25 protein-coding genes, 4 tRNA genes and 2 pseudogenes are annotated in these 24,976 nt (G+C 61.6%); 18 read left to right on the top strand and 13 right to left on the bottom strand.

What is annotated here, in order from left to right; translation table 11 throughout:
• Positions 1 to 78: 78 nt before the first annotated feature.
• From DLM46_RS40010 to DLM46_RS00450, 3 genes and pseudogenes are all read left to right on the top strand, one after another.
• Positions 79 to 252, top strand: a pseudogene (locus tag DLM46_RS40010) (HigA family addiction module antitoxin); the annotation flags it as partial.
• A 127-nt stretch (positions 253 to 379) separates the two neighbouring features.
• Positions 380 to 1,396, top strand: coding sequence for a class 1 fructose-bisphosphatase (locus DLM46_RS00445; RefSeq protein ID WP_115098768.1), 1,017 nt, complete (start codon positions 380 to 382; stop codon positions 1,394 to 1,396).
• Positions 1,397 to 1,451: 55 nt separating this feature from the next.
• Positions 1,452 to 1,527 (top strand) — tRNA-Thr (locus DLM46_RS00450).
• A 176-nt stretch (positions 1,528 to 1,703) separates the two neighbouring features.
• On the opposite strand, the gene DLM46_RS00455 is transcribed toward DLM46_RS00450, so the two are convergent.
• The gene (locus DLM46_RS00455) at positions 1,704 to 1,904 is read right to left on the bottom strand and encodes a hypothetical protein (RefSeq protein ID WP_115098769.1); all 201 of its coding nucleotides are present in this window, start codon (positions 1,902 to 1,904) and stop codon (positions 1,704 to 1,706) included.
• 309 nt (positions 1,905 to 2,213) lie between these two features.
• Complete coding sequence (locus tag DLM46_RS00460) at positions 2,214 to 3,125, bottom strand: LysR family transcriptional regulator (protein ID WP_208866221.1); 912 nt, start codon at positions 3,123 to 3,125, stop codon at positions 2,214 to 2,216.
• 127 nt (positions 3,126 to 3,252) lie between these two features.
• Here DLM46_RS00460 and DLM46_RS00465 point away from each other — a divergent pair, with 127 nt between their 5' ends.
• The 3 genes from DLM46_RS00465 (at position 3,253) to DLM46_RS00470 (ending at position 5,935) form a co-directional block, all read left to right on the top strand.
• On the top strand, positions 3,253 to 4,368 hold the full coding sequence (locus DLM46_RS00465; RefSeq protein ID WP_115098771.1) for an aldo/keto reductase: 1,116 nt from the start codon (positions 3,253 to 3,255) through the stop codon (positions 4,366 to 4,368).
• 528 nt (positions 4,369 to 4,896) lie between these two features.
• Positions 4,897 to 5,046, top strand: coding sequence for a hypothetical protein (locus DLM46_RS39245; RefSeq protein ID WP_028200145.1), 150 nt, complete (start codon positions 4,897 to 4,899; stop codon positions 5,044 to 5,046).
• 292 nt (positions 5,047 to 5,338) lie between these two features.
• Positions 5,339 to 5,935 carry a chorismate mutase gene (locus tag DLM46_RS00470; RefSeq protein ID WP_115098772.1) on the top strand — a complete coding sequence of 199 codons (597 nt, stop codon included), beginning with the start codon at positions 5,339 to 5,341 and terminating at the stop codon, positions 5,933 to 5,935.
• 82 nt (positions 5,936 to 6,017) lie between these two features.
• Here the strand turns inward: DLM46_RS00470 and DLM46_RS00475 are convergent, their stop codons facing one another.
• Together DLM46_RS00475 and DLM46_RS00480 are read right to left on the bottom strand one after the other, a co-directional pair.
• Entirely contained in the window at positions 6,018 to 7,181 is a 1,164-nt protein-coding gene (locus DLM46_RS00475; protein WP_115098773.1) for an exonuclease domain-containing protein, read from the bottom strand.
• 357 nt (positions 7,182 to 7,538) lie between these two features.
• Positions 7,539 to 7,742 (bottom strand): cold-shock protein, encoded by a 204-nt coding sequence (locus DLM46_RS00480; RefSeq protein WP_115098774.1) that lies wholly within the window; start codon positions 7,740 to 7,742, stop codon positions 7,539 to 7,541.
• A 441-nt stretch (positions 7,743 to 8,183) separates the two neighbouring features.
• On the opposite strand from DLM46_RS00480, the gene DLM46_RS00485 reads away from it, so the two are divergent.
• The 3 genes from DLM46_RS00485 (at position 8,184) to DLM46_RS00495 (ending at position 10,490) form a co-directional block, all read left to right on the top strand.
• Positions 8,184 to 8,423 carry a hypothetical protein gene (locus DLM46_RS00485; RefSeq protein ID WP_115098775.1) on the top strand — a complete coding sequence of 80 codons (240 nt, stop codon included), beginning with the start codon at positions 8,184 to 8,186 and terminating at the stop codon, positions 8,421 to 8,423.
• A 525-nt stretch (positions 8,424 to 8,948) separates the two neighbouring features.
• Positions 8,949 to 10,079, top strand: coding sequence for a porin (locus DLM46_RS00490; protein WP_115098776.1), 1,131 nt, complete (start codon positions 8,949 to 8,951; stop codon positions 10,077 to 10,079).
• Positions 10,080 to 10,184: 105 nt separating this feature from the next.
• Positions 10,185 to 10,490: a transposase gene (locus DLM46_RS00495; protein ID WP_244305774.1), complete on the top strand. Its 306-nt coding sequence runs from the start codon at positions 10,185 to 10,187 to the stop codon at positions 10,488 to 10,490.
• Positions 10,491 to 10,553: 63 nt separating this feature from the next.
• Here DLM46_RS00495 and greB read toward each other — a convergent pair whose 3' ends face one another.
• Positions 10,554 to 11,123: a transcription elongation factor GreB gene (greB, locus tag DLM46_RS00500; protein WP_115098777.1), complete on the bottom strand. Its 570-nt coding sequence runs from the start codon at positions 11,121 to 11,123 to the stop codon at positions 10,554 to 10,556.
• Positions 11,124 to 11,243: 120 nt separating this feature from the next.
• Here greB and DLM46_RS00505 point away from each other — a divergent pair.
• Together DLM46_RS00505 and DLM46_RS00510 are read left to right on the top strand one after the other, a co-directional pair.
• Positions 11,244 to 11,320 (top strand) — tRNA-Arg (locus tag DLM46_RS00505).
• Between the two features lie 85 nt (positions 11,321 to 11,405).
• A tRNA-Arg gene (locus DLM46_RS00510) sits at positions 11,406 to 11,482 on the top strand.
• Between the two features lie 119 nt (positions 11,483 to 11,601).
• On the opposite strand, the gene DLM46_RS00515 is transcribed toward DLM46_RS00510, so the two are convergent.
• From DLM46_RS00515 to DLM46_RS00535, 5 genes are all read right to left on the bottom strand, one after another.
• Complete coding sequence (locus DLM46_RS00515) at positions 11,602 to 12,090, bottom strand: phage protein NinX family protein (protein WP_115098778.1); 489 nt, start codon at positions 12,088 to 12,090, stop codon at positions 11,602 to 11,604.
• Positions 12,091 to 12,205: 115 nt separating this feature from the next.
• Positions 12,206 to 14,563: a RelA/SpoT family protein gene (locus tag DLM46_RS00520; protein ID WP_115098779.1), complete on the bottom strand. Its 2,358-nt coding sequence runs from the start codon at positions 14,561 to 14,563 to the stop codon at positions 12,206 to 12,208.
• Between the two features lie 96 nt (positions 14,564 to 14,659).
• The gene (gene rpoZ, locus DLM46_RS00525; RefSeq protein ID WP_006025620.1) at positions 14,660 to 14,863 is read right to left on the bottom strand and encodes a DNA-directed RNA polymerase subunit omega; all 204 of its coding nucleotides are present in this window, start codon (positions 14,861 to 14,863) and stop codon (positions 14,660 to 14,662) included.
• A gap of 60 nt (positions 14,864 to 14,923) precedes the next feature.
• Entirely contained in the window at positions 14,924 to 15,604 is a 681-nt protein-coding gene (gene gmk / locus DLM46_RS00530; RefSeq protein ID WP_115098780.1) for a guanylate kinase, read from the bottom strand.
• Between the two features lie 18 nt (positions 15,605 to 15,622).
• Positions 15,623 to 16,546, bottom strand: a complete 924-nt coding sequence (locus DLM46_RS00535; protein WP_115098781.1) for a YicC/YloC family endoribonuclease — start codon at positions 16,544 to 16,546, stop codon at positions 15,623 to 15,625.
• A gap of 222 nt (positions 16,547 to 16,768) precedes the next feature.
• Between DLM46_RS00535 and rph the strand changes: the two genes are divergently transcribed.
• The 5 genes from rph (at position 16,769) to DLM46_RS00560 (ending at position 20,168) form a co-directional block, all read left to right on the top strand.
• Positions 16,769 to 17,509 carry a ribonuclease PH gene (gene rph, locus DLM46_RS00540; RefSeq protein ID WP_115099232.1) on the top strand — a complete coding sequence of 247 codons (741 nt, stop codon included), beginning with the start codon at positions 16,769 to 16,771 and terminating at the stop codon, positions 17,507 to 17,509.
• The gene (rdgB, locus tag DLM46_RS00545) at positions 17,502 to 18,149 is read left to right on the top strand and encodes an RdgB/HAM1 family non-canonical purine NTP pyrophosphatase (protein WP_115098782.1); all 648 of its coding nucleotides are present in this window, start codon (positions 17,502 to 17,504) and stop codon (positions 18,147 to 18,149) included. The genes rph and rdgB overlap by 8 nt, the downstream gene beginning before the upstream one ends.
• Positions 18,146 to 19,375: a radical SAM family heme chaperone HemW gene (hemW, locus tag DLM46_RS00550; protein ID WP_115098783.1), complete on the top strand. Its 1,230-nt coding sequence runs from the start codon at positions 18,146 to 18,148 to the stop codon at positions 19,373 to 19,375. The genes rdgB and hemW overlap by 4 nt, the downstream gene beginning before the upstream one ends.
• A gap of 55 nt (positions 19,376 to 19,430) precedes the next feature.
• A tRNA-Ser gene (locus tag DLM46_RS00555) sits at positions 19,431 to 19,520 on the top strand.
• A 189-nt stretch (positions 19,521 to 19,709) separates the two neighbouring features.
• Positions 19,710 to 20,168: a hypothetical protein gene (locus DLM46_RS00560; RefSeq protein WP_115098784.1), complete on the top strand. Its 459-nt coding sequence runs from the start codon at positions 19,710 to 19,712 to the stop codon at positions 20,166 to 20,168.
• 24 nt (positions 20,169 to 20,192) lie between these two features.
• On the opposite strand, the pseudogene DLM46_RS00565 reads toward DLM46_RS00560, so the two are convergent.
• The 3 genes and pseudogenes from DLM46_RS00565 to DLM46_RS00575 form a co-directional block, all read right to left on the bottom strand.
• Positions 20,193 to 20,636 (bottom strand): annotated as a pseudogene (locus tag DLM46_RS00565) (RidA family protein).
• Between the two features lie 188 nt (positions 20,637 to 20,824).
• Positions 20,825 to 21,055 carry a hypothetical protein gene (locus DLM46_RS00570; RefSeq protein ID WP_115099234.1) on the bottom strand — a complete coding sequence of 77 codons (231 nt, stop codon included), beginning with the start codon at positions 21,053 to 21,055 and terminating at the stop codon, positions 20,825 to 20,827.
• 237 nt (positions 21,056 to 21,292) lie between these two features.
• Positions 21,293 to 22,513: a Bcr/CflA family multidrug efflux MFS transporter gene (locus DLM46_RS00575; protein ID WP_115099237.1), complete on the bottom strand. Its 1,221-nt coding sequence runs from the start codon at positions 22,511 to 22,513 to the stop codon at positions 21,293 to 21,295.
• Between the two features lie 242 nt (positions 22,514 to 22,755).
• Here DLM46_RS00575 and DLM46_RS00580 point away from each other — a divergent pair, with 242 nt between their 5' ends.
• Positions 22,756 to 23,439 carry a hypothetical protein gene (locus tag DLM46_RS00580; RefSeq protein ID WP_244305776.1) on the top strand — a complete coding sequence of 228 codons (684 nt, stop codon included), beginning with the start codon at positions 22,756 to 22,758 and terminating at the stop codon, positions 23,437 to 23,439.
• A gap of 223 nt (positions 23,440 to 23,662) precedes the next feature.
• Positions 23,663 to 24,946, top strand: coding sequence for a glutamate-1-semialdehyde 2,1-aminomutase (gene hemL, locus DLM46_RS00585; RefSeq protein ID WP_115098785.1), 1,284 nt, complete (start codon positions 23,663 to 23,665; stop codon positions 24,944 to 24,946).
• Positions 24,947 to 24,976: the final 30 nt, after the last annotated feature.

The following is a 24,976-nucleotide window of genomic DNA, read 5'->3' on the forward strand; positions in this document are numbered from 1 at the left end:
ACATGTTGCCGGCTTTTTTTCGTCCTGACTTCGTGTCCGCCGTGCGGTTCGCGTTAGCCATCTGGACGACTGTTCGGCTACGACCTGCGCGTCGCCACCACCGCGGCCGGTGAGCAGATCGAACGCGAGATCGAGCCGCTGCCCAAGGCGGACCGCCCCAAAATGCCCAGGATCTCGGCCGTACACGCCCGCGCGGCGGCGCTCGCAGCCCGTCTGAGCGGCACCGTCACGACCATTAACCCGCGCCGCAAGGCCTGCATGCCGCCCGGCAATGCAAAGCCGAACCACGCAGCCGCACGCCCATTCATCTCAAAAGCACGGAGTCGACACAACGAGCGGTTAAAATCGAAACATTCCTCAAGCCTCCCGGAGTACAGCAATGGCTTTGCAACGTCGTACCACTCTCACGAAGTATCTGATCGAGCAGCAGCGCGAGACCAACAACCTGCCCGCCGATCTGCGCCTTTTGATCGAAGTCGTTGCGCGCGCGTGCAAGGCGATCAGCTATCACGTCAGCAAGGGCGCGCTGGGCGATGCGCTCGGCACGGCGGGCAGCGAGAATGTCCAGGGCGAAGTGCAGAAGAAGCTCGACATTCTGTCGAACGAAATCCTGCTCGAAGCGAACGAATGGGGCGGCAACCTGGCCGGCATGGCGTCGGAGGAGATGGAGCAGTTCTTCCCGATTCCAGCCAACTATCCGAAGGGCGAATACCTGCTGGTGTTCGATCCGCTCGACGGCTCGTCGAACATCGACGTCAACGTCTCGATCGGCACGATCTTCTCGGTGCTGCGCTGCCCCGACGGCCAGCAACCCACCGAACAGTCGTTCCTGCAACCCGGCACGCAGCAAGTGGCGGCCGGCTATGCGGTGTATGGCCCGCAAACCGTGCTGGTGCTGACCACCGGCAACGGCGTGAACTGCTTCACGCTCGACCGCGAGCTCGGCTCGTGGGTGCTGACGCAAAGCGACATGCGTATTCCGGTGGAAACGCGTGAATATGCGATCAACGCGTCGAACGCGCGCCATTGGTACGAACCGGTCCAGCAATACGTTGGCGAACTGAATGCCGGTAAAGAAGGCCCGCGCCAGAGCGACTTCAACATGCGCTGGGTCGCGTCGATGGTGGCGGACGTGCACCGTATCCTGAATCGTGGCGGCGTCTTCATGTATCCGGCCGACAAGCGCACGCCGGACAAGCCGGGCAAGCTGCGCCTGATGTACGAAGCCAACCCGATGGCGTTCATCGTCGAACAGGCGGGCGGCGCGGCGACTAATGGCGAGAAGCGCATTCTGGACATTATCCCGAAAAGCCTGCACGAACGTGTGGCCGTGTTCCTCGGCTCGAAGAACGAGGTCGACCGCGTCACGCGCTATCACATCGAAGCAAAAAAGTGAGTATAGGGGCTTGCCAAGCTCATAAAGAAGTCCATATAATCTCGTTTCTCCTGATGCCGGAATAGCTCAGACGGTAGAGCAGCGCATTCGTAATGCGAAGGTCGGGGGTTCGATTCCTCTTTCCGGCACCAACAGATTCAAGCAAAAAGCCCAGTCATTGCGACTGGGCTTTTTGCTTTCTGCAGGACACGCGAGCGCTGCGCCACAAGTTCATTCATTGACACTTCATTCGCACTTCACAGTTGACACTTCAATTGCTGCTCGATGCAGCACTTCCCCAAACAAGGCCAGCGCGTTAATCCACGGTTCAAAAACCCAGTCTGTCGCATTGCGCGATCACAACCAGGTTGCGGGCCATGAAGATATCTTCGGTGAGCGCTTTGTCCTCCTCGGTCCGCTGAGTGCCGTACGCGGAGATCGCCTCCTTCGGCGCCGACGAAAACCATAAGATCCGCCCGGCGCACTCGATTCCAACCTGGCGTCCGTTCCAATAGACAGCGCTTTCCATAGTGAACTCTCCGAAGGGCGAAGATAGCCATCTTCCGTGCCGGTACCTGGGGTGTCCGTTATCCACCGCACTCTGGGTCACAGACAGGCGTCTCAATAATATGGACCGTGCATGCCGCGCTTACCAAGCGTACATCTACCTATGTTGCGAAATGGCTTCACCGCGAGGCCACTGCGAAGATCACCGCGCGGCACGATTGCGGCGAGCGTCACACCGGTGGAATCCGGGCGCATCAATGAGCGCCGCACCGCCGCCTGCCTGAAACAATAAAAGAGCGGCTCGCGGCTTGAACTTGAACGGAACGCGCCATCAGCCGGCGCCGCGCTTTTCCTTCAGGAAATCGATCAGCGCACGCAGCTTGAGCGGCATCTGAGCGCGGCTCGCTGTGTACAGATAGAACCCCGGAAAGCTCGGACACCACGCGTCCAGCACACGCACGAGCCGGCCGTCTTCGAGTTGCTCGCGTACATAGCCGTCGATCACGTGCAGTAGACCGACGCCCTGCTCCGCCGCTTGCACCATCGTGCGCAGATCGTTCGTCACGAGACTGCCGCCCGTCTCGACCTCGAACACGCGCGCCGGGTCGTCCTGCGACGCGAACTCCCATCGATAGATACCACCGCTGGTCGAGAAGCGATAACGCAGGCAATCGTGGGCGGCGAGATCGGAGGGCGTCGCGGGCGGTGCGTAGCGTTTGAAGTACGCCGGCGAGCCTGCCACGACAATGCGAATGTCGCCACTCAAAGGCACCGCGACCATGTCTTGCGCGACGCGCTCGCCAAGCCGGATGCCCGCGTCGAAGCCTGCGCCGACGACGTCGGCGAGGCCGTCGTCGAGTGTCATGTCGAGGCGGATCTGCGGATAGCGGCGCGTGAATTCGGCCAGATGCGGCAGCACCAGCAACTCGCTCGCGACCCTTGGCAGGTTGATGCGCAGCGTGCCGGCCGGCTGATCACGGGCTTCATCGAGGGCTTCGAAAGCGGCCTCGAGCGCCGCCAGCGCTGGCTTCACGCTCGCGAGAAACTGCGCGCCGGCCTCGGTCAACGCCACGCGTCGCGTGGTCCGGTTGAACAGACGCACACTCAACTGCGTCTCGAGCGTGCGGATGGTTTGCGACAGCGCGGACGCCGTCACGCCCGTTTCACCGGCCGCGCGCGTAAAACTGCCGTGATGCGCGACAGACGCGAACGCCATCAGCGCCGGCAACTGAGCAGGATCCATCGCACCCCTATTGTTAAGCGTGACTTCACAATTCTTGCAGACAAGCGGCATTTTTCCACGAAAAGAATCGGCGCACGATAGCCATATCGACTCGTTTCGTTCCGCGTAACCGCCCAAGGAGACTGACATGACGATGAACCGCTATAACCTGCTCGGCCGCTCGGGCCTGCGCGTGAGCCCGATCGCACTCGGCACGATGACCTTCGGCACTGAATGGGGCTGGGGCGCCGAGGAAAAATCGGCGCTGCGCCTCTTCGACCTGTATGTGGATGCGGGCGGCAACTTTGTGGATACAGCCGATCTCTACACCGAAGGCACCAGCGAAAAATGGCTCGGCAAATTCGTCGCGGCGCGCGGCCTGCGTGACCGGCTGGTGATCGCGACCAAATACGGCTACAACGCCGAAACCGGCAATCCGAACGCAGGCGGCAACCACCGCAAGAATCTGCTGCGCGCACTCGACGGTTCGCTCAAGCGCCTTGGTACCGACTACATCGACTTGTACTACCTGCACACGTGGGACCGCGTCACGCCGGTGGACGAAGTGATGCGCGCAATGGACGACGCGGTGCGCGCCGGCAAGATCCGCTACGTCGGCCTGTCTGACACGCCGGCATGGTTCGCCGGGCGCGCACAGACCCTCGCCGACTGGCGAGGCTTCGAACCGGTCGCGGCAATGCAGCTCGAATACTCGATGATCGAGCGCAACGCCGAAAACGAGTTCGCCGATCTCGCCGCCAATCTGGGCATGGGGCTCGTGCCGTGGAGTCCCCTCGGCATGGGCGTACTGTCGGGGAAATATCGGCCTTCGCAAAGCGGAGCGTCTGGCAGCGTTTCAGGTAGCGGACGGCTGGCGAGTGTGGCAAGTGCACCGCCGCCGGGCTTCGACAAACTCACCGAGCGCAATTTTCGGATCGTCGCGGAACTTGAGGCCGTCGCAAACCTGGCAGGCAAGCCGATGGCACAGGTCGCGCTCAACTGGCTGCATCAGAAGCGCGGCGTGTCGAGCATCATCGTCGGCGCGACCAGGCCGGAACAATTGCAGGAGTCGCTCGGCTCACTCGACTTCATGCTTGCACCCGAACTGATCTCCCGGCTCGATGCGGTATCGGAACCCGCTCGCCCGTTCCCGTATTACATGTTCGCCGATGGCCACCAGGCGCGAATTCACGGACAAGTCGAAGTCTCCGATAAATCAGCGGCCTACGCCGCGCCCGTGACGATTTCCGCTCCGCGCACATGACAAGAGGTCGATGATTGCGAGCGCCGCTCACGGCGTACCGACATGCGCTGCGTTCCGCCGGGAACGTGGCGCGTATTTATTTGCGGAGCGTGACCTGAAAAGTATTCTCGCTCGTCAACGATTTCGCCGAATTGTTCGTTAACAAAAAGATTAGGGGCTGATTGAACGGATCGGTAATTAACGAACGTTCGGTTGCGACACAAAAAAAATCATGCCAATGCGGCAGCGCACAAAAACGAATCGGTTTGTTCATATCAACACCTATGAACGAACGATGCCTGGACGTGCGGAAGTTAATCCGCCGAAGGCACGCGGGGCAAGGCTGGGAAGGGTGCGGGAAACAACGGACTATTGGATTGGCGGCGGTGAGAATCGCAGCATGCACAGCCAACCGATAAATTCTATTCAAACATTCCGCCCTCCCGGTTGGCGTGTACCGTTAAAGCAACAAACAACATGCGAGCCGCATCAGAGACTGGTGCAAAACGGGGACCGAGGCAGATAATCGGTTTGTAAAGGAGAGAGATCATGGATGCGAAACCACCGAAGATTCCGACCCCGGATAAAGTTTTTAGTCCGGATCCGGAACCCGCTGGCGTCGAGTTTTTGGGTGCGGAACTGCCTGAGCACGTTCGCGCCTTTTTCGACGAACAACGTAAGTCGTGCGACTCGAAGTAATCATGCGGTGGCGCGATGCAGCATCGGCGTCCGCGCGCTCGGCGCGCGGCGAAGGCAAACACGCGCCTCGCCAATCGTCTTGCATTTATTTCACGATGCCGCCCGCGGCCGTTTGCTTGCGACGCTGAGCCGTGCGGTTCGGCGTCAGGTTGCGTACGCCTTTTGCTTGGCGCTTTTGAACCACTTCTGAATATTTTGGGCGCTTGTTCTGAGCGGTCAATCGCCGCTTGATCGGCGTATCGTCTATTCTTCTGTTTTTTCTTCCGGGGCCGCTCGGCCAAGCTTGCCTTCCATGAACCGTTCGTATCGCTTCGGCGCATCATGCGCGCTCGCGTTGTTCACCGCGCTCGCGTTCGCCCCCGCCTCCGCAATCGCGGACGGCGACGACACCGCCCTCACCAATCTGATTGCGCTGGCTTCGCAACGGCTGGCACTGGCAGAACCCGTCGCGCGTTGGAAGTGGGCAAACCATCAGGCGATCACCGATACGGCACGCGAAAATGCATTGCTCGCCGATGTCGAGAAGCGCGCCGTCGCGGCGAACGTCGATCCGGCGTTTGCCCATGCTTTCTTCCAGGATCAGATCGATGCGAGCAAGGACGTGCAGAACGCCCTGTTTGCCAACTGGCGCAGCACGCGCCCGCCGGAAGGACCGGCGCCCGACCTGGCGAGCAGCACAAGGCCGCAACTGGACCGGCTGACGCAGTCACTGGTGGCCGGGCTCGCGCGCGTACAACCGCTGCGCGCGGCGCAGGATTGCCCATCACGCGTGGCGCAATCGCTTGCCAACTGGAAATCGTTGACCCGTTACGACTCGACTCACTCGAGCGCGCTGACACGCGCACTCGGCCACGTTTGCGAAACCGGAGGTGTCGGCGCGACCGGCTAATCGGCTTATCGGATCACCGCTTTGCGCGTTGCACAAAACGCGCTCAAACGCTCGGCCGAAGCCGTGCGAAGCGACCGGTTAGTCAAGCAACAGTCGGCGCACCCAGCGGCGCCGATGTACCTGCCTGAACGCGCAACGGCATCACCCGCAAGCCGCGCGCAAGGTGAGTCTGCAGAATGCGATAAGTCGAAAGCTCGAACGGCCCAGCGACGCTCGACGCATGCAGCGTCGCCGCCTGCGCGAGCGACGGCGCATGGCCGAGATAGCGCCATCTATCGACAACGTGGAAAGTTCGGGCGAGCGACGCCTCTTCGCGCTCCTCGAAAACAATCGGACCATCGAAAGGCCAAGGTGCGTCCGCCGGATCGCTCTTCACGATACGCGGCATGCGGTTGTGTCCTGGGCGCAGCGTCGCGATCCATTGCGCCTCAGTGAGCAACGCGCCCAATTCGCCGCCGGTTGCGCGCCATTCAACTCGCCGCACCTGCTGCGCGAGCCGTATATCCTTCGATGAACGCCGCTCGCCGGTCAAATGCGAGCGCAACCTCTGACGGACACGCACGCTGCGCCCGACATACAGCGGCAAATCCTCTTCCCCATAGAACGCATAGACACCACATCCGGCCGGCGCGGTATCGAGCAAATCTTCGGTAATGTCGCCGGCGAGCCGATAGCGCCGCGTAGTGCGCTCGATCTGCGCCCGCAAGACGTCGAGCGGCACGAGGCCATGCAGACGCTGCCAGAACTGCCAGATCAGATCAGCGTCTGCAAGCGCCCGGTGACGATCGGACGGCACCAGCGCGTGCCGTTCGACCAGCGCATCGAGTCCATGACGTTTTTCCGCCGGAAACAACGCGCGCGACAGACGCACCGTACACAGCACGTCCGGATCGAATGCAAGCCCGACCCGGCGAAACTCGCTGCGCAGAAAACCGCGGTCGAAACTGGCATTGTGCGCAATGAACAATTTGCCCCTCAGACGCTCAAGAAGGGCCGGCGCGATGGCGTCGAAGGTCGGCGCGCTGCGCACCATCGCATTGGTGATACCGGTGAGCTGCTGAATGAAGGACGGAATCGGCTGCTGAGGGTCGACCAGCGTACTCCAGCGCGACACGCCGGCCGGGCCCACTTCGACCACGCCGACTTCGGTGATGCGATGCTCGCCGGTCGAGCCGCCGGTGGTTTCAAGGTCGACGAACGCGATCGGGACTTCAAGCGCCGGTTCCGGCAGAAACTGTTCAGACATGGAAAAGGATACTTAGGATGCGTGGCTTTGCGGCAAGTATGCACCAGTTGACCGCTCCGCACCCGGCCGGCATTGCATTCTCATAGCTGCCATGTCGCGCAAAAGATAGTATTTGCCACTGGGTCAGGCGCCGCGAACGAACGGCTGAATTATTCTGGTTTTCTGGCGGCCGCATAAAACAATTGGCGTGTTTTCCTCTTTTCGCCGTTTTATTGCACGTTCCGTTCGCACTGGATAGTTAATCACATTATCCGCTATGCAAAATAAACGCGTCGACAATAAAAAAGCCCTCGCCAATGCGAGGGCTTTTTGACGAACCGGCTGCGCGGCGGCAGGCGCCCATCAGCGCTGCGCGCACTACAGCGGCTGAATGTTCGCCGCTTGCTTGCCCTTCGGGCCGGTCTTCACCTCGAAGGAGACACGCTGGTTTTCCTTCAGCGACTTGAAACCTTCACTACGGATTTCCGAAAAGTGCGCGAACAGATCTTCGCCGCCCGAATCCGATGTGATGAAACCAAAGCCCTTAGCATCGTTGAACCATTTTACGATACCAGTTTCCATATTCCAGTTTCCCTCAATGTTTTATAAAAGCGGGCATTGCCTTCAAACCGAACCCTTTGCCATACCGCTCATTAGCGGATATTCCTGACAGCCTGGGCGCCATCAGACTCAGCAATTGAAATTCAGCATTGCCGTTATACGGGGAACAAAGAATAGCCGTCAAGCGAATTTTTCACATGCACTTAACACGTCGCACGATAAGCGAATGCCAAATGAATCGGAAAGCACGAAGAGCATTTTCGGCAAAAAACCGAACAAAAAATACGTCATTATTACTTGATCCGCTTTTGATATGCTCAATGTCGGAAAAAATTTCAGGATCGAAGTTTGAATTATGTAACAAAAAATGTTTTTCGTAAGTGTTTGTCCGAGTTGTTTCGCCTGATAGTTCCCCGCATGATGAAAAAAGCAGTGAATAGTAGTACGTATCGGGAGGTTGCAATGCTGTTCGACAAATTCCGCCACTTCATCACCAGACTCACCCAATCACCTACTAGGACGGTTGCCGATTACCGCGCGGATACCGAATCTGTCCCGGCCGTCGAATTCGACCCCATGTGGCACGGCGATCACTGGCAGAACCTGCTGTCTTCCCCGATGGACGCACGTCGCTACGTGATCGAAGATTGGAGCGTCTCGATTGCGCCCGACTGGACGGAAGCCAACGCGCCAGCGCACTAGGATTCTGGAACGACAGGCGAAAAAAAAGCGCGACGGTGAAGTCGCGCTGACAAAGGTTTGGAGATCTTTTTCGTCAACGAAAAAGTCTGCTTCGGAAAGCAGAAATTTCAGTATAGCGGCTTCTTCATCATCAATTATTCACATAATCGACAATCATCTATTGCGATTACGACAACAATCTGCCCTTGAGATTTATTGCGTTGTTTTTTCACGTCGATTACTGTCGCAAATGAGCAACGCCAATCGGTTGACACGCCTCTCCCTCCGCCTCAAAAACGCTACAAGCCTTTAGCAGCAAGGCTTAAACGCCACCCACCTATCGTTTCCTTTCTCGTAATACTTTATTGCGAAAATTGGAACGCCCACTTTTCAAGTGTCTCTCTACACTCTGCGTAACTGGAAACCGGCGTGCCTGGTGTACAGCGCGCTTCTCACGCGGATTTCGCCTCTCGCAGCGCCCGCGTGAAAAGGTCTCCTTAAAGCCTGGGTTGTAAAACCCACTCTTGCTCTCTCGGAGTTACAAAGATGAAAAAGACACTCATGGTCGCGGCCCTCACGGGCGTTTTTGCAACGGCGGCGCACGCGCAAAGCAGCGTCACGCTGTACGGCTTGATCGACGCCGGCATCACCTATACGAATAACCAGCACGGCCACAGCAACTGGCAAGAAACGAGCGGCTCGGTGAACGGCAGCCGTTGGGGCCTGCGCGGCGCTGAAGATCTGGGCGGCGGTCTGAAGGCCATCTTCACGTTGGAAAACGGCTTCGGCATCAACAACGGCACACTGAAGCAAGGTGGCCGTGAATTCGGCCGTCAAGCGTTCGTCGGCTTGGCAAGCGACCAGTTCGGCGCCGTGACCCTCGGCCGTCAATACGACAGCATGGTGGACTTCGTCGGCCCGCTGTCCCTGACGGGCACGCAATACGGCGGCACGCAGTTCGCCCACCCGTTCGATAACGACAACCTGAACAACTCGTTCCGCGTCAACAACTCGGTCAAGTACACCAGCGCGAACTACGGCGGCTTCAAGGGCGGCGCCATGTACGGCTTCTCGAACCAGGCCGGTGGATTTGCGAACAACCGCGCATACAGCGTTGGTGGAACGTATAACTGGGGCGGCCTGAACGTCGCAGCTGCGTTCATGCAGTTGAACGGCAGCGGCACGGCGAATAGCGGCGGCGCAGTGTCGGACGACTTCACGTTTGCAGCCAAGCGTCAGCAAACCTGGGGCGCAGGCGCGAACTACACGTTCGGCCCGGCAACGGCTGGCCTCCTCTACACGCAGACGAACCTGACGGGCCTGACAGGCCTCAGCTCAGCCGCATCGGGCTTCTCCAATGGCGTCGCGCTGCCGAGCAACAGCGCCCACTTCCAGAACTTCGAAGTGAACGGCCGCTACGCCCTCACGCCGGCACTGAGCGTCGCAGGTTCGTACACCTACACGCGCGCAAGCATCAATGGCGTGCGTCCGAACTACAACCAGTTCAACTTGCAAACGGACTACGCGCTGTCGAAACGTACGGACGTGTATCTGCAAGGCGTGTACCAGCGCGTGAACGAAGGTTCGGGCGAGGTTGCGAACATCAACGGCTTGGGCGCTGCGTCGTCGACAAACAGCCAGGTCGCTGTTACCGCAGGTCTGCGTCACCGCTTCTAAGCGGCTGGCAACGCCCGCTGTATGGAAAGGCGCCGTTCGCGGCGCCTTTTTTTATGGTGCCCTTTTTATGCAGAGAAAGACGTGCTTTTGAAAAGGAGAGCGACAATGGACCGGCTGTCAGACGCTGAATGGGATCGCGTCAGCCATCTGTTCCCAACGGCTGGCGCCAAAAAGATCGTTGGCCGACCGACTGCCGATTCGCGCGCCGTGCTCGAGGCGATCCTGTGGATCGAACGCACGGGCGAGCGCTGGATGTATCTGCCCGCGCACTTTCCACCGCAGCAGACCTGCTACGCCAGATATTTGCAATGGAAACGCAGCGGCACGCTGGACGAGGTTCGCGCGCTGCTCGGCGGCGGCATACACAACTGCGCCGCGCCTGACACCGGCAATTGCGCCGAAACGACCTGAGCCTCACCCTCGCCCGACCGCTTGACGCCTGCTTGACTCCCGCTTGAAGCCCTGACGAGCGGCCTAGCCGCCGGCATCAGGCGGTGGATACTTGACGTCCAGTATGTCGATTGGCTGCGGGCCGGCCGGCGTGTGCAGCGTGACCGTGTCGCCGATCTTCGCCTTGAGCAACGCGCGTGCGATCGGCGAGATCCAGCTCACGTGGCCGAGGTCCAGATCGACCTCGTCGATGCCGACAATGGTCACCGCATGGACCTCGCCGTCTTCCGTCGCGTATTCGACGGTTGCGCCGAAGAAAACCTGATCGACGTTCTCTTGCTTGCTGCTGTCGACCACTTCCGCGAGGTCGAGGCGCTTGGTCAGAAAGCGAATCCGCCGGTCTATTTCGCGCAGACGGCGCTTGCCATAGATGTAATCGCCGTTCTCGGAGCGATCGCCGTTCGACGCCGCCCACGACACCAGCTTGACCACCTCCGGCCGCTCATTGTCGATCAGATGCAGGAGTTCATCGCGCATGCGCCGGTAGCCGGCGGGCGTGATGTAGTTTTTCGTACCCGCGGGAATCTCGGGCTGCGCGACGTCGAGGTCGTCGTCACTCTCTTCACTCGACTCTTTGACAAAGGCCTTGTTCATGATGGTCCGTTAACTGCAGCAAACGACTGCCTATCAAGGGTACACGATCAGGACAATGAGACAAATCGCTGTTACACGCTTCCCTTTTTTAAAAACTTTGCTATAATCTCGTTTCTGCGTGCGGCTGTAGCTCAGTTGGATAGAGTACTTGGCTACGAACCAAGGGGTCGTGGGTTCGAATCCTGCCAGCCGCACCACTTATTTGAGTGGCCTCCCTCTGGGGAGGCCCTTTCGTTTCACCCCAGTTTCATCGCAGTAAAGCGCGATTTACCGTTTTAGCGTGCGGCTGTAGCTCAGTTGGATAGAGTACTTGGCTACGAACCAAGGGGTCGTGGGTTCGAATCCTGCCAGCCGCACCACCTATGAAGGGCCTTCCGATCGGAAGGCCCTTTGTTTTTTCCAGGCAGCGTTTTTCCAGACCGCGCTCTGCCAGACCGCGTCCACATGCATGAATTCCACGGCGGCGTCACTGCAATGCCTATCGCGGCGCCGACTTGATATCGCCTATCTGCACATCGGGCCTCGGCACGTCTTCGAAAGACACCTCGGCATTTCGCTCGCCGACCGGCTCCACTCGCTTGCCGATCAGCGCCTGCGCCTGATGCACCACGTCGTCGACGCTGTCGCCGAAACCGCGTTCGACAAACGCCCACAGCAACGCGATCCGCAGCGAATCCCCTCGCCCCTCCACCGTCCGGTGCCGGCCTTCGAACTCCGCGACACAGTGCGCCACGCCATGACTGATCCGCTCACGCACCTCCAATCGCTGGGCAGACTCCAGCACCGCCGCGGCCGCCTCCCAAGACGTAGGGGGCGTGAAATGGCCACCCCATGGCCGGCTACGGTCGTTGCCGCGGATCGAGACGCTTTCGCCGCTGTCGGTAAAGTGGATTTCGCGCACGAAGTCGTGCAGGCTGCGGACGACCCAATAGTCGAGCGCCGTGCCGGCGAGCTCGGCTACTCTCATGCGAGCTCTCCCTGAAGAACAGGTGAGACTCGTGGGTGGCCGGTGTGTTCAGATTCGAGCCGGTCTGGGTGAAGCAAGCCGAAGCAACCCAAAGCAACCCGGCGCAGCCGTCGGATCAGTAGTCCGCCCGCTCGCGGTCGATCCGCATGCCGCCCTCGTGACGGTGATGCCCTTCCTCGCTCGGCCGTTCGCGGGCGATGCGCATCACGTCCGGATTGGTCCGCACCCGGCGCATCACATTGGCGAGATGAACGCGGTCGCTGACTTGAATCACGAAGCGCAGCACCGTGGATTCCTGCGACAGGTCCTCGTCCATTGCGATGTGGACGATGTTTGCATCCGCTGAAGTAATATCGGCAGCGACGCGGGCGAAAACGCCCTTGGTATTCTTGACCAGCACCTTCACCGCGACGTCGAATAGACGCCCCGGCTGCGGCGCCCAGGCGACGTCGATCCAGCGGCCTGGATCGCGCCGGTGGATACGCTGCGCCACACGGCAGTCCGTAGTGTGGATCGCCATGCCAAGGCCGATGCCGATATAGCCCATGATGTCGTCGCCCGGAATCGGACGGCAGCACGCGGACAGCTGCACGGACATACCTTCAGTGCCGGTAATGACCACCGGCGGCGCATGCGGGGCCGAACCGTCGGAGCGCGAGCCATCGTCGTCGGCGTCGCGGCCGCTCATCAGCACTTCGATGCGCTTGGCCATGACCGCCGCGACACGCCGGCCCAAGCCTATGTCCGCAAAGATTTCCTGACGGTTCTTGTTGCCCGTCCACTGCACCAGCTTTTCCCACGCTTCCGGCGTCACGTCCGACAACGCGAGGCCATAGCCCTTCAGCGCCTGATCGACGAGGCGCTCGCCGAGCTGCACGGATTCGTTCAGCCGCATCGTCTTCAGATAGTGGCGGATCGCCGAACGCGCCTTGCCGGTGCGCACGAAACCCAGCCACGCCGGGTTCGGCTTCGAATACGGCGCCGTGATCACTTCGACGATATCTCCGCTCTTCAGCTCGGTACGCAGCGGCAGCAGTTCATTGTTGATCTTCACAGCGACGCACTGGTTGCCCAGGTCGCTGTGGATCGAATACGCAAAATCGAGCGCCGTGGCGCCGCGCGGCAGCGCCATGATCTTCGACTTTGGCGTAAACACGTAGACCGCATCCGGGAACAGATCGATCTTCACATGCTCGAGGAATTCGCTCGAATCGCCCGCTTCGCTCTGAATGTCGAGCAGCGACTTCAGCCACTGATGCGCGCGTTTCTGCACATCGTTCAGATCCGCGCCACCGTTCTTGTACAGCCAGTGGGCGGCCACGCCCGCCTCGGCGATCTCGTGCATCTTGCGCGTGCGGACCTGGAACTCGATCGGCGCGCCAAACGGGCCGACCAGCGTGGTATGCAACGACTGATAGCCGTTCACCTTCGGGATCGCGATGTAATCCTTGAACTTGCCCGGCACCGGCTTGTAGAGCGCGTGCAGCGCGCCGATGCAGGTGTAGCACTCCAGCGCGCTTTCGACCACCACGCGAAAACCGTACACGTCGAGCACCTGCGAGAACGACAACTGCTTGTCGCGCATCTTCTTATAGATGCTGAAGATGGTTTTCTCGCGGCCAGTGACTTCGGCATCGAGCTTCGCGTCGGCAATCGCGCGTTGCACTGACTCGAGAATCTTGCCGACCACTTCGCGCCGGTTGCCGCGCGCCGCCTTCACCGCTTTTTCGAGCGTGGCGTAACGGTGCGGGTTGAAGTTCGCGAAGCTCAGGTCCTGCAACTCGCGATAGGTGTTGTTCAGGCCGAGCCGGTGCGCGATCGGCGCGTAGATATCCAGCGTTTCGCGCGCCACGCGGCGGCGCTTTTCATGCGGCACGGCACCCAGCGTGCGCATGTTGTGCAGGCGGTCGGCGAGCTTCACCAGAATCACGCGGACGTCACGCGCCATGGCGAGCAGCATCTTGCGGAAGTTCTCCGCCTGCGCCTCTTCGCGATTGCGAAACTCCATCTTGTCCAGCTTCGACAACCCATCGACCAGTTCCGCGACCTTCGCGCCGAAGCGCTCGGCGAGTTCGGCCTTGGTGACGCCCTGGTCTTCCATCACGTCATGCAGCAGCGCCGCCATGATCGCCTGGGCGTCGAGATTCCAGCCGGCGCAGATTTCCGCGACGGCGACAGGATGTGTGATGTAGGGTTCGCCGCTCTGGCGATACTGGCCGAGGTGGGCTTCGTCGCCGAAATGGAACGCCGCCTTGATTTCCTTGATTTCTTCCGGCTGAAGATAGCCGGACAAGGCGGACGTCAGCTTGGCGATCGAAACGACATCATGCCGGCGCGGTTGCTCCGGCGTGGCGGTCGGTCCGAACAGATGGCGAAACGACTGTTCGAGGACCGCGTCGATGTACTTCCGTGCAGACGAAGGTGAGTCGGCGTCGCGTTCCGCTTCCGTAGCGGTGGGCGGGGTCGTACTCATGTTCGCCTCCGTAGCGGTTAGGGTTGGACGCCGGTCTGCACGTTGATGCAATTACGCGTGGCAAATACGTGGCAGTCGAAAACGGAACAATGCGCCTTAAACAGGCACCTTCTTCAGCATTTCGACGCCGACCTGGCCAGCTGCGATTTCACGCAACGCGACGACCGTGGGCTTGTCGCGACTTTCGATCTTCGGCGTGTGGCCTTGAGCGAGCTGACGCGCGCGATAGGTTGCGGCAAGCGCGAGTTCAAAACGATTCGGGATCTGTTTGAGGCAGTCTTCGACGGTAATGCGGGCCATGTTGGGTTCCTTCTCAGTATGTTGCTTATTCTACCTTATGTGCTCGGTACACCGCCGCGCTCACGCGTGCGGCAGGTGAATGCCGAGCTGCACGAAAAGCTGCGTGTGGCGTGCGTATTGCGAGGCGAAGCGCGAGCGCGTCGCGGCCACCAGACACCGCAGTTCGCCGAGCGCGCGCTCGAAGCTGTCGTTGATCACGACGTACTCCGCTTCGGCCGCGTGGGCCATCTCGCTGCCGGCTGCGAGCAGCCGCCGCGTGATCACATTCGGCTCGTCCTGGCCGCGCTTTTTCAAACGCTCTTCGAGCGCGTCGAGCGACGGCGGCAGGATGAAAATTTCGACCGCGTTGTGAAACTGCTTCTTCACCTGCTGCGCGCCTTGCCAGTCGATTTCGAGCAGCACGTCGTGGCCGCTTTTCATCTGCTCTTCGATCCACACGCGCGACGTCGCGTAGTAGTTGCCGTGCACTTCCGCGCTTTCAAGAAACTCGCCGGCCGCGTGACGCGTCAGGAAATCGTCGACGGTTGTGAAGTGATAGTGCTCGCCGTCCTGTTCCTTCGGACGCGGCGGGCGCGTCGTGTATGAGATCGACAGACGGATCGCTTCGTCGCCGGCAAGCAGCGCGTTCACGAGCGTCGACTTGCCCGCGCCCGACGGCGCCACCACCATGAACAGGTTGCCGGGATATGCGCCGGCATAAGGATTGCGCGGTGCGCTGGTTTCGCGTGTGTGGTCGGTCATGTTCGTATTGCTCCAGCCTTATTCCAGATTTTGTACTTGCTCGCGCATCTGTTCGATGAGCAGCTTCAAGGTCATCGACGAATCCGCCAGTTCTTTCGCGGCCGCTTTCGAGCCGAGCGTGTTCGCTTCGCGATTGAGCTCCTGCATCATGAAGTCGAGCCGCTTACCGACCTTGCCGCCCTTCTGGATCACATGACGCGTTTCGTTCAGGTGCGCCGTGAGGCGCGACAGTTCTTCGGCGATGTCGATGCGGATGCCGTACATCGTCACTTCCTGGCGAATCCGCTCATTGATTTCTTCACGCGAGACGATCGTCGCGGCCGTATCCGGCGCGGCGATGCCGAGCGCTTCCTGCAAACGTTCGACGATCTTCTGCTGATGCCTCGCAATCAGTTCCGGCACGAGCGGCGTGATCTTCGTGACGATCGCTTCCATCTCGGTGACGTTGGCGAGCAGCATCGTCGCAAGTTGTGCACCTTCGCGGGCCCGCACGTCGATCAGATCGATAATCGCCTGCTTGCCGCACTCCAGCACTGCGTCGCGCAGCACGTCCGGCGAGACGCCGGTTTCGGCCAGCACGCCCGGCCAACGCAGAATCTCGCCGGTGCGCAGACGCCCCGCTTCCGGGAATGTCGACAGCACGGTGCGCTCGAGCAGCGCGAGTTGCGTCAGCGCATCCCGATTGATCGCACCGGCATTGGCCGACTGCTCGCTGCGCTGCAGGTTGATGCGGATATCGACCTTGCCGCGCGAGAGCTTGTTCATCAGCATTTCGCGCAGCGTCGGTTCGCACACGCGCACGTCTTCCGGCATGCGGAAGTTCAGATCGAGAAAGCGCGAGTTCACCGTGCGCAGTTCGACCGATACGCTCACGCCACCTGTGCCCGAGGCCGCGACGAGTTCGCGCGTGGCGCTCGCATAGCCAGTCATGCTGTAGATCATCGTATTTCTCGCGATTGTGGCCATGCGTTCGACGATGGCCGGAGAGTCGAATCGCCCGGCGTGTACGAGACGCGGGGCAGGGAACCGGCATTATCCCATTTTTGGCGATAGGACCCCTTGGAGAGCCAACGCACAGGCGGGCAGCCGCCGGGCGCATGGCCCACCCCGATCGGCTGTAAAATTGCGCTTTCCCTCACGCTTTTCTTCGACACCCATCCCAACATGACCGACAACACCCAACGCCCCAGCGGCCGCCAGGCCGATCAGCTGCGCGACGTGCGCATTACGCGCCACTACACGAAGCACGCGGAGGGCTCGGTGCTGGTCGAATTCGGCGACACCAAGGTCATCTGTACCGCGAGCATCGCCGAGACCGTTCCGTCGTTTCTGCGTGACCGCGGCCAAGGCTGGCTCACCGCCGAATACGGCATGCTGCCGCGCGCCACCCACACGCGCAGCGACCGCGAAGCGGCGCGTGGAAAACAGACCGGCCGCACCCAGGAAATCCAACGCCTGATCGGGCGCGCACTGCGCTCGGTGTTCGATCTCGAGAAGCTCGGCGCGCGCACGCTGCATATCGACTGCGACGTGATCCAGGCCGACGGCGGCACGCGCACCGCCAGCATTACCGGCGCGTTTGTCGCCGCGCATGACGCCGTATCGAAACTGCTGACGGCCGGCCGCATCGAAAGCTCGCCGATCAGCGATTACGTCGCGGCGATTTCGGTCGGCGTGTACGACGGCCTGGCGGTGCTCGATCTCGACTACGACGAAGACTCGCAATGCGACACCGACATGAACGTCGTGATGACAGGCGCGGGCGGCTTCGTCGAAATTCAGGGCACCGCCGAAGGCGTGCCGTTCTCGCGCGACGAAATGAATGCGCTGCTCGATCTCGCGAGCGAGGGCATCAACATGCTGATCGCGAAGCAGAAGGAAGCGTTGGAGCACAAGAGTGAGTGAAGTTCGTCAAAGCAACGGCGCTGGCGCTTCAGGCTCGCCGTTGAAGAAAGTCGTGCTGGCGTCGAACAACGCGGGCAAGCTGCGCGAGTTCGCGGCGCTGCTCGGCGCGGCCGGCATCGAGCTGATCGCCCAAGGCGAGCTGAACGTGCCGGAGGCGGAAGAGCCGCATCCGACCTTCGTCGAAAACGCGCTGGCCAAGGCGCGCCATGCGGCGAAACTCACCGGCCTGCCCGCCCTCGCCGACGACTCCGGCCTGTGCGTGCGCGCGCTGCGCGGCGCGCCAGGCGTTTACTCGGCGCGTTACGCGCAACTGGCCGGCGGCGAGAAAAGCGACGCGGCGAACAACGCGCGCCTCGTCGCGGCACTGCAAGGCGAGGCCGATCGCCGCGCGTATTACTACTGCGTACTGGCGCTCGTCCGTCACGTGGACGATCCCGAACCGTTGATCGCCGAAGGCCGCTGGCACGGCGAGATTCTCGATACGCCGCGCGGCGCGAACGGTTTCGGCTACGACCCGCACTTCTTCCTGCCGTCGCTGAACGCGAGCGCAGCAGAGGTCGAACCCGCGGTGAAAAACGCCAGCAGCCATCGCGCGATTGCATTGCGGCAACTGCTCGCGCGTTTGACGGAGGAAGCGTGATTCCGATCAAACCGGCGCCCGCCGAGGTCGGCGCAGGCGTCATCAAGGCATTTACCTTGCCGGGCAGCATTCGCCTGACGTCGCTGCCTCCGTTGGCGCTCTACGTGCATTTTCCGTGGTGTGTGCGCAAGTGCCCGTATTGCGATTTCAATTCGCACGAGTGGAAGGGCGACACGTTTCCCGAGGCCGACTACCTCGACGCGTTGCGCGCCGATCTCGAGATGGCGCTGCCGCTCGTGTGGGGACGCCAGGTGCATACGGTGTTCATCGGCGGCGGCACGCCCAGCTTGCTGTCGGCGGCCGGGCTCGACCGGATGCTGTCCGACGTGCGCGCGTTGCTGCCGCTCGACGCCGACGCGGAGATCACGCTCGAGGCGAATCCCGGCACCTTCGAAGCCGCGAAGTTCGCGCAGTTTCGCGCGAGCGGTGTGAATCGCCTGTCAGTGGGAATCCAGAGTTTCAACGAAGCGCATCTGAAGGCGCTCGGCCGGATTCACGACGCGGCGCAAGCCCGTCATGCGGTCGAAGTCGCCTCGACCACCTTCGACAACTTCAATCTCGACCTGATGTTCGCGCTGCCGCAGCAGACGCTGGCCGAATGTCAGGCTGACGTGGAAACGGCGTTGTCGTACGCGCCGCCGCACTTGTCGCTGTATCACCTGACGCTCGAACCGAACACGCTGTTTGCGAAATTCCCGCCCGCGCTGCCCGACGACGACGCCTCCGCCGACATGCAGGACTGGATCCACGAGCGCACGAAGGCGGCGGGCTACGAGCGTTACGAAGTGTCGGCTTACGCGAAGCCGCATCGGCAGAGCAAGCACAACCTGAACTATTGGCGCTTCGGCGACTATCTCGGCATCGGCGCGGGCGCGCATACCAAGCTGTCGTTTCCGAACCGAGTGCTGCGCCAGGCGCGCTACAAGCATCCGGCCACCTTCATCGAGCAGGCGAAAGCCGGTGCGGCGGTACAGGAAGAACACGAGGTCGGGCCGCGTGATCTGCCATTCGAGTTCATGCTGAACGCGCTGCGGCTGGTGGAGGGATTTCCGGTGCATCGCTTCGTCGAACGCACGGGGCTGTCGATGACGTCGATCGAACCGGCTTTGCAGGAAGCGGAAAGGCGCAAGCTGATTACGCGCGATCACGAAAAAATCGCACCGACACCGCTCGGTCAGGCGTTCCTGAACGATCTCCAAGCGCTGTTTCTGAAAGATCCGCAGTGATTGCAGCGCGCCAGAACGCCGCAGCCTGCATTTTTCAGGTTACAATTTGTGGTTTGGAGGTGTGGCCGAGCGGTTTAAGGCACCGGTCTTGAAAACCGGCGAAGGAGCAATCTTTCCGTGAGTTCGAATCTCACCGCCTCCGCCAAACATCCAGTGAATACGGGCCTTCAAGGCCCGTTTCTGTTTGTGCGCCGCATATTCGTGCGCCGCGTGTGCGCCGCGCGACCAGCCCCGCGATGGCCGAACTCCCTCGGTAGCCCACCCCCTCAACTTTCCCCCTTCCCGGCCGATAGCAGAGATATCTGTGCTATCGGCACGCGCCCAGGAGTCGATCATGAAAGTCCATTCGCTAGCCGTCGCACTGGTTTGGGCCGCCGCGGGCATCGGCGCATCTGCCACGTTTGCGGGGACGCTGGCGGTGCTGACCGAAGACGACAGCACCGCCGTGTTCGGTCCGGCCAAGCTATCGAATCTGCAAGACACCGGTGGCAGCGCGAAACTCGGCGCTTCGGCGGCCACACTCGGTATGGACGCGCTGCGCGGCGCAAGCGGCAACATTGGCGTCAATCTCGCCGCCGGGGCGCTGAACGCGCAAGCGAACCAGATCGCGTTGATCGACACCCCAAAAGCCGAGATCGCCACACAGCAGAGCGTTCATACCATCGCACAGTTAACCGGCAGTTCCACCGCCGAACTCGGCGCCGGTGCACTGGCCGGCATGAGCGGCAACATCGGTGTGAACATCGCATCCGGCGTGGGTAACGCGCAGTTCAACGGGCTGGTAGTTCACTAAAGCGCGCACCGCGCCCGCCCCGGCCTAAACCAGCGCGGTCGTCTCGACCTCGATCTTCAGGCCGTAGTGCAATTGGCGGACCGGGACGACCGCACGCGCCGGCCGAGCTTCGCCCGCCCAGCGCGCGTAGAGCTGATTGAAGCTCGCCCAGTGTTCGACATTGACGATATAGACGAGCACCCGCACCAGCTGAGCGATGCTGCTGCGGGCACCTTAGAGCACCGCCGGCACATTGGCCAACACCTGTTCGGCCTGAACCTGGAACGTAGCGCCGGAAAGCTTCTCGCCTTGGGTGTCTATCGGCAACTGTCCCGAGACGAACACAAATCCATTGGCGATCGCGACGTGGCTATAGTGGCCACCCGGTTTCGCGAGAGACGCGGGGTTCTTCGTGTGCGGCAGATGCTTGCTGTGTTGGGTACCCGCCTTGAGAACAACTCCAAAGATGACGGCGCCATCGCGACACATGGAAATGCGCACGACGCTTCACGCGACTCGTCCGCAGGCCGCGTCTCCTTCGCTAAAAGCAATGAACGGAGCGCGCGAACATTGACCGCCGCGGACAATGCAGCGCCTCACGCGATCCACCGATCGCTCCGCTCGAACCGCGCGCCGCTTATCGTTCAACGCTTACCGTGCGAATCAAACCGCGCGCGTCAAGCGCTAAGCATGTCCAGCTTTTCGCGCGCGTCCGCACAACGGCGATTCAGGTCACGGTGCATTAATTGACTATCGAGCAAGGTCGATATATCAGACAAACCGTAATCAAAGCGCAAGACGTATTCGATGTCCGTGTAGTCGTGATATGCGCCGCTGTCAGCCAGCTTCCGCGCTTCGGCGAAGGCAGCCTGTTGCCGCTCGCCGTTCATCAAATATCTGATCGCCATGATTGCCGCTCCGAGGAACAGTGTCCCCATCATAGCAACGCAAATTGGGTCGCACGGTCGCGCGCGCGCAACACCTGGTGTTTTCCGTAGTCGCTCTCGCAGTCACTCTGTAATGCGTCTGTCATGCATGAGTGACGCGCGCAACGGGCCGGCAGAAGTTCGCTGCGCCTCGCTTTAGCGCGGCAGCCGCCGCGCGCCTTGAGCGACGGATTCTGCCTGCCACCCGACGAACCGCCATCAAGCCGCAACGACAGGCGCCTTCGCCCCGTGCCACCTGACGACCAGAATCCGGCCGACGTAACACAGCGTGCCCGCGACGCCTACCACGACGCCCATCCCCGTGGGCGAGCCGTCCTGCCAAAGCCCAACGGCCAGGCTCGACAGCGCGCCAAGCGCCAACTGCACTGCGCCGAATACCGCAGCGGCAGCGCCTGCGTTATGCGGATAGCGATGCATCAGATCGGTGGTGCAATTGGCGGACAGCAAACCCACCACGCCGACCACAAAGAAAAGGCCGAACACGATCGACCATAAGCCGCCCCAGCCTGTCAGCGATACGAGGCAGACAAACAACGACGCGACGCAACTGACGGTAGCCGCGAAAGAAATGATCGGCAACGAGCCAAGCCGGCCCACCAGACGCGTATTCATCAAGTTGCCCAACATGATGCCGACGATATTCAGCGCGAACAAAAACCCGTAATGCTGCGCCGATACATGGAAATACTCGATGTACACGAATGGCGTCGCCGTGATGTAGGCGAACATCGACGCGAACGCCATCCCGCCGCACAGCATGTGCCCCCACGCGACCGGGTCGCGCAGCAACTTGCCGTACGCGCCGAACGATTGCAGCAACGCCGAGTGCGCACGCTTCTCGCGCGGCCAGGTTTCCGGCACTTTGAGGAACGCGGTGACCGCACACACGGTACCGAACAGCGTCAGGGCCACGAAGACGACGCGCCAGCCGCCGAGCAGCAGCAACTGCCCGCCGATCAGCGGCGCCAGCAGCGGCCCGATCGACGTGACGATGGCAAGCATCGACAGCACGCGCGCGGCGTCGCTCGGCCCGTGCGCATCGCGGGCAATGGCGCGCGCCAGCACCGAGGCCGCGCCTGCGCCGAGCGCCTGCACGAAACGGAACGTCACCAGCGCCCCGATCGAAAACGACAGCGCGCACGCGACGCTCGCCAGCGCATACATGACGATGCCGCCGAGCAGCACGGGACGTCGACCGCAAGCATCCGACAGCGGACCATACATCAGCATGCCGATCGAAAAACCGAACATGAAGCTGGTGAGCGTCGTCTGCGCGGCGCCGGTGCCGATCGCGAAGGCCTGCGCGATGGTCGGCAGGCTTGGCAGATACATGTCGATGGAAATCGGCCCGCACGCGGCAAGCGCGCCGAGCAACAGAATCAGCCGGCCATCGGGCCGGCTTCTGGTGGCGTGAGACATGGGAATCCAGATGAAGCGCCCCGCCGTCATGGGTGGCGAAACACGGTGAACCGGGGACAACAGCGGCTTGATGGGCTCAATTGTACGCGACGGTTCAATATTCGCCGCGTCCCGACGTCGTCGGGCGGAACGCCCGAGCACCGCGGCAAGCATGGAAGCGATCGGTTAAGCTGCCGCCTGAACGATTCGTGCGCGACGCAAACGTGCCGCGCCCCTCAACAGCGCTTTCTCCCGACCTTTTCATGACCGCTTTTCTGCTGATCTGGAGCCCCAGGAAATGGCCGTGGCCGGAATTGCCCGACGTGGCGAAGCGGGTGGCCGCGGGCGTGGCGGTGTCGGACGTGTGGGGTTGCGGGTTTGCGCGCGGCATCCTGCCGGGCGACCGCGTGTTCCTGCACCGTGTCGCCCAGGAACCGAAGGGCGTGTTCGGCTCCGGCTACGTGACGCGTGCGCCGTACGAGGTCCCCGATCCGGCGATGAAGCGTGGCTACCGCTTATGCATTGACTTCGTGTACGACTGGCTAGTCGACGCCCACGAAGACGTTGTGATCCCGCGCGAGATGTTGCGCGCACACCCGTTTTCGGTACAGACGTGGGACGCACAGAGCTCGGGCACCGTTATCAAGCCGATCGCCGAAGGCGCGCTGGAAAAGCGCTGGGCCGAGCTGACCGGCAAGCGCAAGCCGCCGAAGCTCGACGCCCCGATGGGACCCGCGCGCTCCAGCAAGGTAACGGCCCACGCGGCGGCGGCAGAGAAAAGCCGCGAAACCGCGCAAGGAATGCAAGTAGTTGAAGAGGCACAGCGCGTCAAACCCGAATCGAGCCGCACCACAACGCCGAGGAAGTCCGCGGCAGAAAGTCACGCACAACCCAAGCCGAAAACGACGGCGAGGACGCCTGCGAAGAAACAGGTGCGTGAAAGCTGAACGGCGGCGACGCCGCCCGGGTGTGAAGCACCGCCAAAGCGCGCCGCGCCGTCGGGGAAGTGCACAGGAACGACGCCGCGAACCCGCCTGAAGGGAAACACACGAAACCTCTTCACGCCGACTCCGGTACAATTTCCCCACCAACCTCCTGCGCCGCGCGAAGCACAAAAACAGCCTCCCGCGCCGCTGCGCAGTCCCGAATCCAAAGGCATCGCCAACACCCATGTCCAGGAACCAAACCCTCTTCGACCGCGCGCAGCGCACCATCCCGGGCGGCGTGAATTCGCCAGTAAGAGCATTCCGCTCGGTGGGCGGCACGCCGCGCTTCATCGAGCGCGCAGAAGGCCCCTACTTCTGGGACGCCGACAAAAAACGCTATATCGACTACATCGGCTCGTGGGGCCCGATGATTCTCGGCCACGTCCATCCGGAAGTACTCGAAGCAGTCCAGCGCGTGCTGGCAAACGGCTTCTCCTTCGGCGCGCCGACCGAATCGGAAGTGGAAATCGCCGAGGAAATCTGCAAGCTGGTGCCGTCGATCGAGCAGGTCCGCATGGTATCGAGCGGCACTGAGGCGACCATGAGCGCGCTGCGTCTTGCGCGCGGCTTCACGAATCGCAGCCGCATCGTCAAGTTCGAAGGCTGCTATCACGGCCACGCGGACAGCTTGCTGGTCAAAGCCGGCTCCGGTCTGCTCACGTTCGGCAATCCGACTTCGGCCGGCGTGCCGGCCGATATCGCCAAACACACCACCGTGCTCGAATACAACAACGTCGCCGAGCTCGAAGAAGCGTTCAAGGCGTTCGGCAACGAGATCGCTTCGGTGATCGTCGAGCCGGTCGCGGGCAACATGAACCTGGTGCGCGCCACCCCCGAATTCCTGCAAGCATTGCGGCGTCTGTGCACCGAGTACGGCTCGGTGCTGATTTTCGACGAAGTGATGTGCGGCTTCCGCGTGGCGCTCGGCGGCGCTCAAGAGGTCTACGGCATCACGCCGGATCTGACGTGTCTCGGCAAAGTGATCGGCGGCGGCATGCCGGCGGCGGCCTTCGGTGGACGGCGCGACATCATGGCCCACCTCGCGCCGCTCGGCGGCGTCTATCAGGCGGGCACGCTGTCGGGCAATCCGATCGCGGTGGCCGCGGGCCTGAAGACGCTGCAACTGATCCAGGCGCCGGGCTTCTATGACACGCTCGCCGCGCGCACCGCGCGTCTCGCGCAAGGTCTCGTGAAAGTCGCGCGCGAAGCGAAGGTGCCGTTCGCCGCTGATTCGCTCGGCGGCATGTTCGGCCTGTACTTCACCGAATCGATCCCGGCGAGCTTTGCCGAGGTCACGAAGAGCGACGTGCCGCGCTTTAACGCGTTCTTCCACAAGATGCTCGACGCGGGCGTGTACTTCGCGCCGTCGGCCTATGAAGCCGGTTTCGTGTCGATCGCGCACGACGACGCGATCGTCGACACCACGATCGAAGCCGCGCGCGGCGCGTTCGCCTCGCTCGCCGTCTGAAGCCGGCGATCAAGCTGGCAGTCGACCGAA

This window comes from Paraburkholderia lacunae (assembly GCF_003353175.1).
Taxonomy (GTDB): domain Bacteria; phylum Pseudomonadota; class Gammaproteobacteria; order Burkholderiales; family Burkholderiaceae; genus Paraburkholderia; species Paraburkholderia lacunae.

Bases quoted from the DNA above. Each gene is read 5' to 3' on its own strand.
- DLM46_RS00445 (WP_115098768.1), top strand. From the start codon at position 380: ATGGCTTTGCAACGTCGTACCACTCTCACGAAGTATCTGATCGAGCAG.
- DLM46_RS00455 (WP_115098769.1), bottom strand. From the start codon at position 1,904: ATGGAAAGCGCTGTCTATTGGAACGGACGCCAGGTTGGAATCGAGTGC.
- DLM46_RS00460 (WP_208866221.1), bottom strand. From the start codon at position 3,125: ATGGATCCTGCTCAGTTGCCGGCGCTGATGGCGTTCGCGTCTGTCGCG.
- DLM46_RS00465 (WP_115098771.1), top strand. From the start codon at position 3,253: ATGACGATGAACCGCTATAACCTGCTCGGCCGCTCGGGCCTGCGCGTG.
- DLM46_RS39245 (WP_028200145.1), top strand. From the start codon at position 4,897: ATGGATGCGAAACCACCGAAGATTCCGACCCCGGATAAAGTTTTTAGT.
- DLM46_RS00470 (WP_115098772.1), top strand. From the start codon at position 5,339: ATGAACCGTTCGTATCGCTTCGGCGCATCATGCGCGCTCGCGTTGTTC.
- DLM46_RS00475 (WP_115098773.1), bottom strand. From the start codon at position 7,181: ATGTCTGAACAGTTTCTGCCGGAACCGGCGCTTGAAGTCCCGATCGCG.
- DLM46_RS00480 (WP_115098774.1), bottom strand. From the start codon at position 7,742: ATGGAAACTGGTATCGTAAAATGGTTCAACGATGCTAAGGGCTTTGGT.
- DLM46_RS00485 (WP_115098775.1), top strand. From the start codon at position 8,184: ATGCTGTTCGACAAATTCCGCCACTTCATCACCAGACTCACCCAATCA.
- DLM46_RS00490 (WP_115098776.1), top strand. From the start codon at position 8,949: ATGAAAAAGACACTCATGGTCGCGGCCCTCACGGGCGTTTTTGCAACG.
- DLM46_RS00495 (WP_244305774.1), top strand. From the start codon at position 10,185: ATGGACCGGCTGTCAGACGCTGAATGGGATCGCGTCAGCCATCTGTTC.
- greB (WP_115098777.1), bottom strand. From the start codon at position 11,123: ATGAACAAGGCCTTTGTCAAAGAGTCGAGTGAAGAGAGTGACGACGAC.
- DLM46_RS00515 (WP_115098778.1), bottom strand. From the start codon at position 12,090: ATGAGAGTAGCCGAGCTCGCCGGCACGGCGCTCGACTATTGGGTCGTC.
- DLM46_RS00520 (WP_115098779.1), bottom strand. From the start codon at position 14,563: ATGAGTACGACCCCGCCCACCGCTACGGAAGCGGAACGCGACGCCGAC.
- rpoZ (WP_006025620.1), bottom strand. From the start codon at position 14,863: ATGGCCCGCATTACCGTCGAAGACTGCCTCAAACAGATCCCGAATCGT.
- gmk (WP_115098780.1), bottom strand. From the start codon at position 15,604: ATGACCGACCACACACGCGAAACCAGCGCACCGCGCAATCCTTATGCC.
- DLM46_RS00535 (WP_115098781.1), bottom strand. From the start codon at position 16,546: ATGATCTACAGCATGACTGGCTATGCGAGCGCCACGCGCGAACTCGTC.
- rph (WP_115099232.1), top strand. From the start codon at position 16,769: ATGACCGACAACACCCAACGCCCCAGCGGCCGCCAGGCCGATCAGCTG.
- DLM46_RS00560 (WP_115098784.1), top strand. From the start codon at position 19,710: ATGAAAGTCCATTCGCTAGCCGTCGCACTGGTTTGGGCCGCCGCGGGC.
- DLM46_RS00570 (WP_115099234.1), bottom strand. From the start codon at position 21,055: ATGGCGATCAGATATTTGATGAACGGCGAGCGGCAACAGGCTGCCTTC.
- DLM46_RS00575 (WP_115099237.1), bottom strand. From the start codon at position 22,513: ATGTCTCACGCCACCAGAAGCCGGCCCGATGGCCGGCTGATTCTGTTG.
- DLM46_RS00580 (WP_244305776.1), top strand. From the start codon at position 22,756: ATGACCGCTTTTCTGCTGATCTGGAGCCCCAGGAAATGGCCGTGGCCG.
- hemL (WP_115098785.1), top strand. From the start codon at position 23,663: ATGTCCAGGAACCAAACCCTCTTCGACCGCGCGCAGCGCACCATCCCG.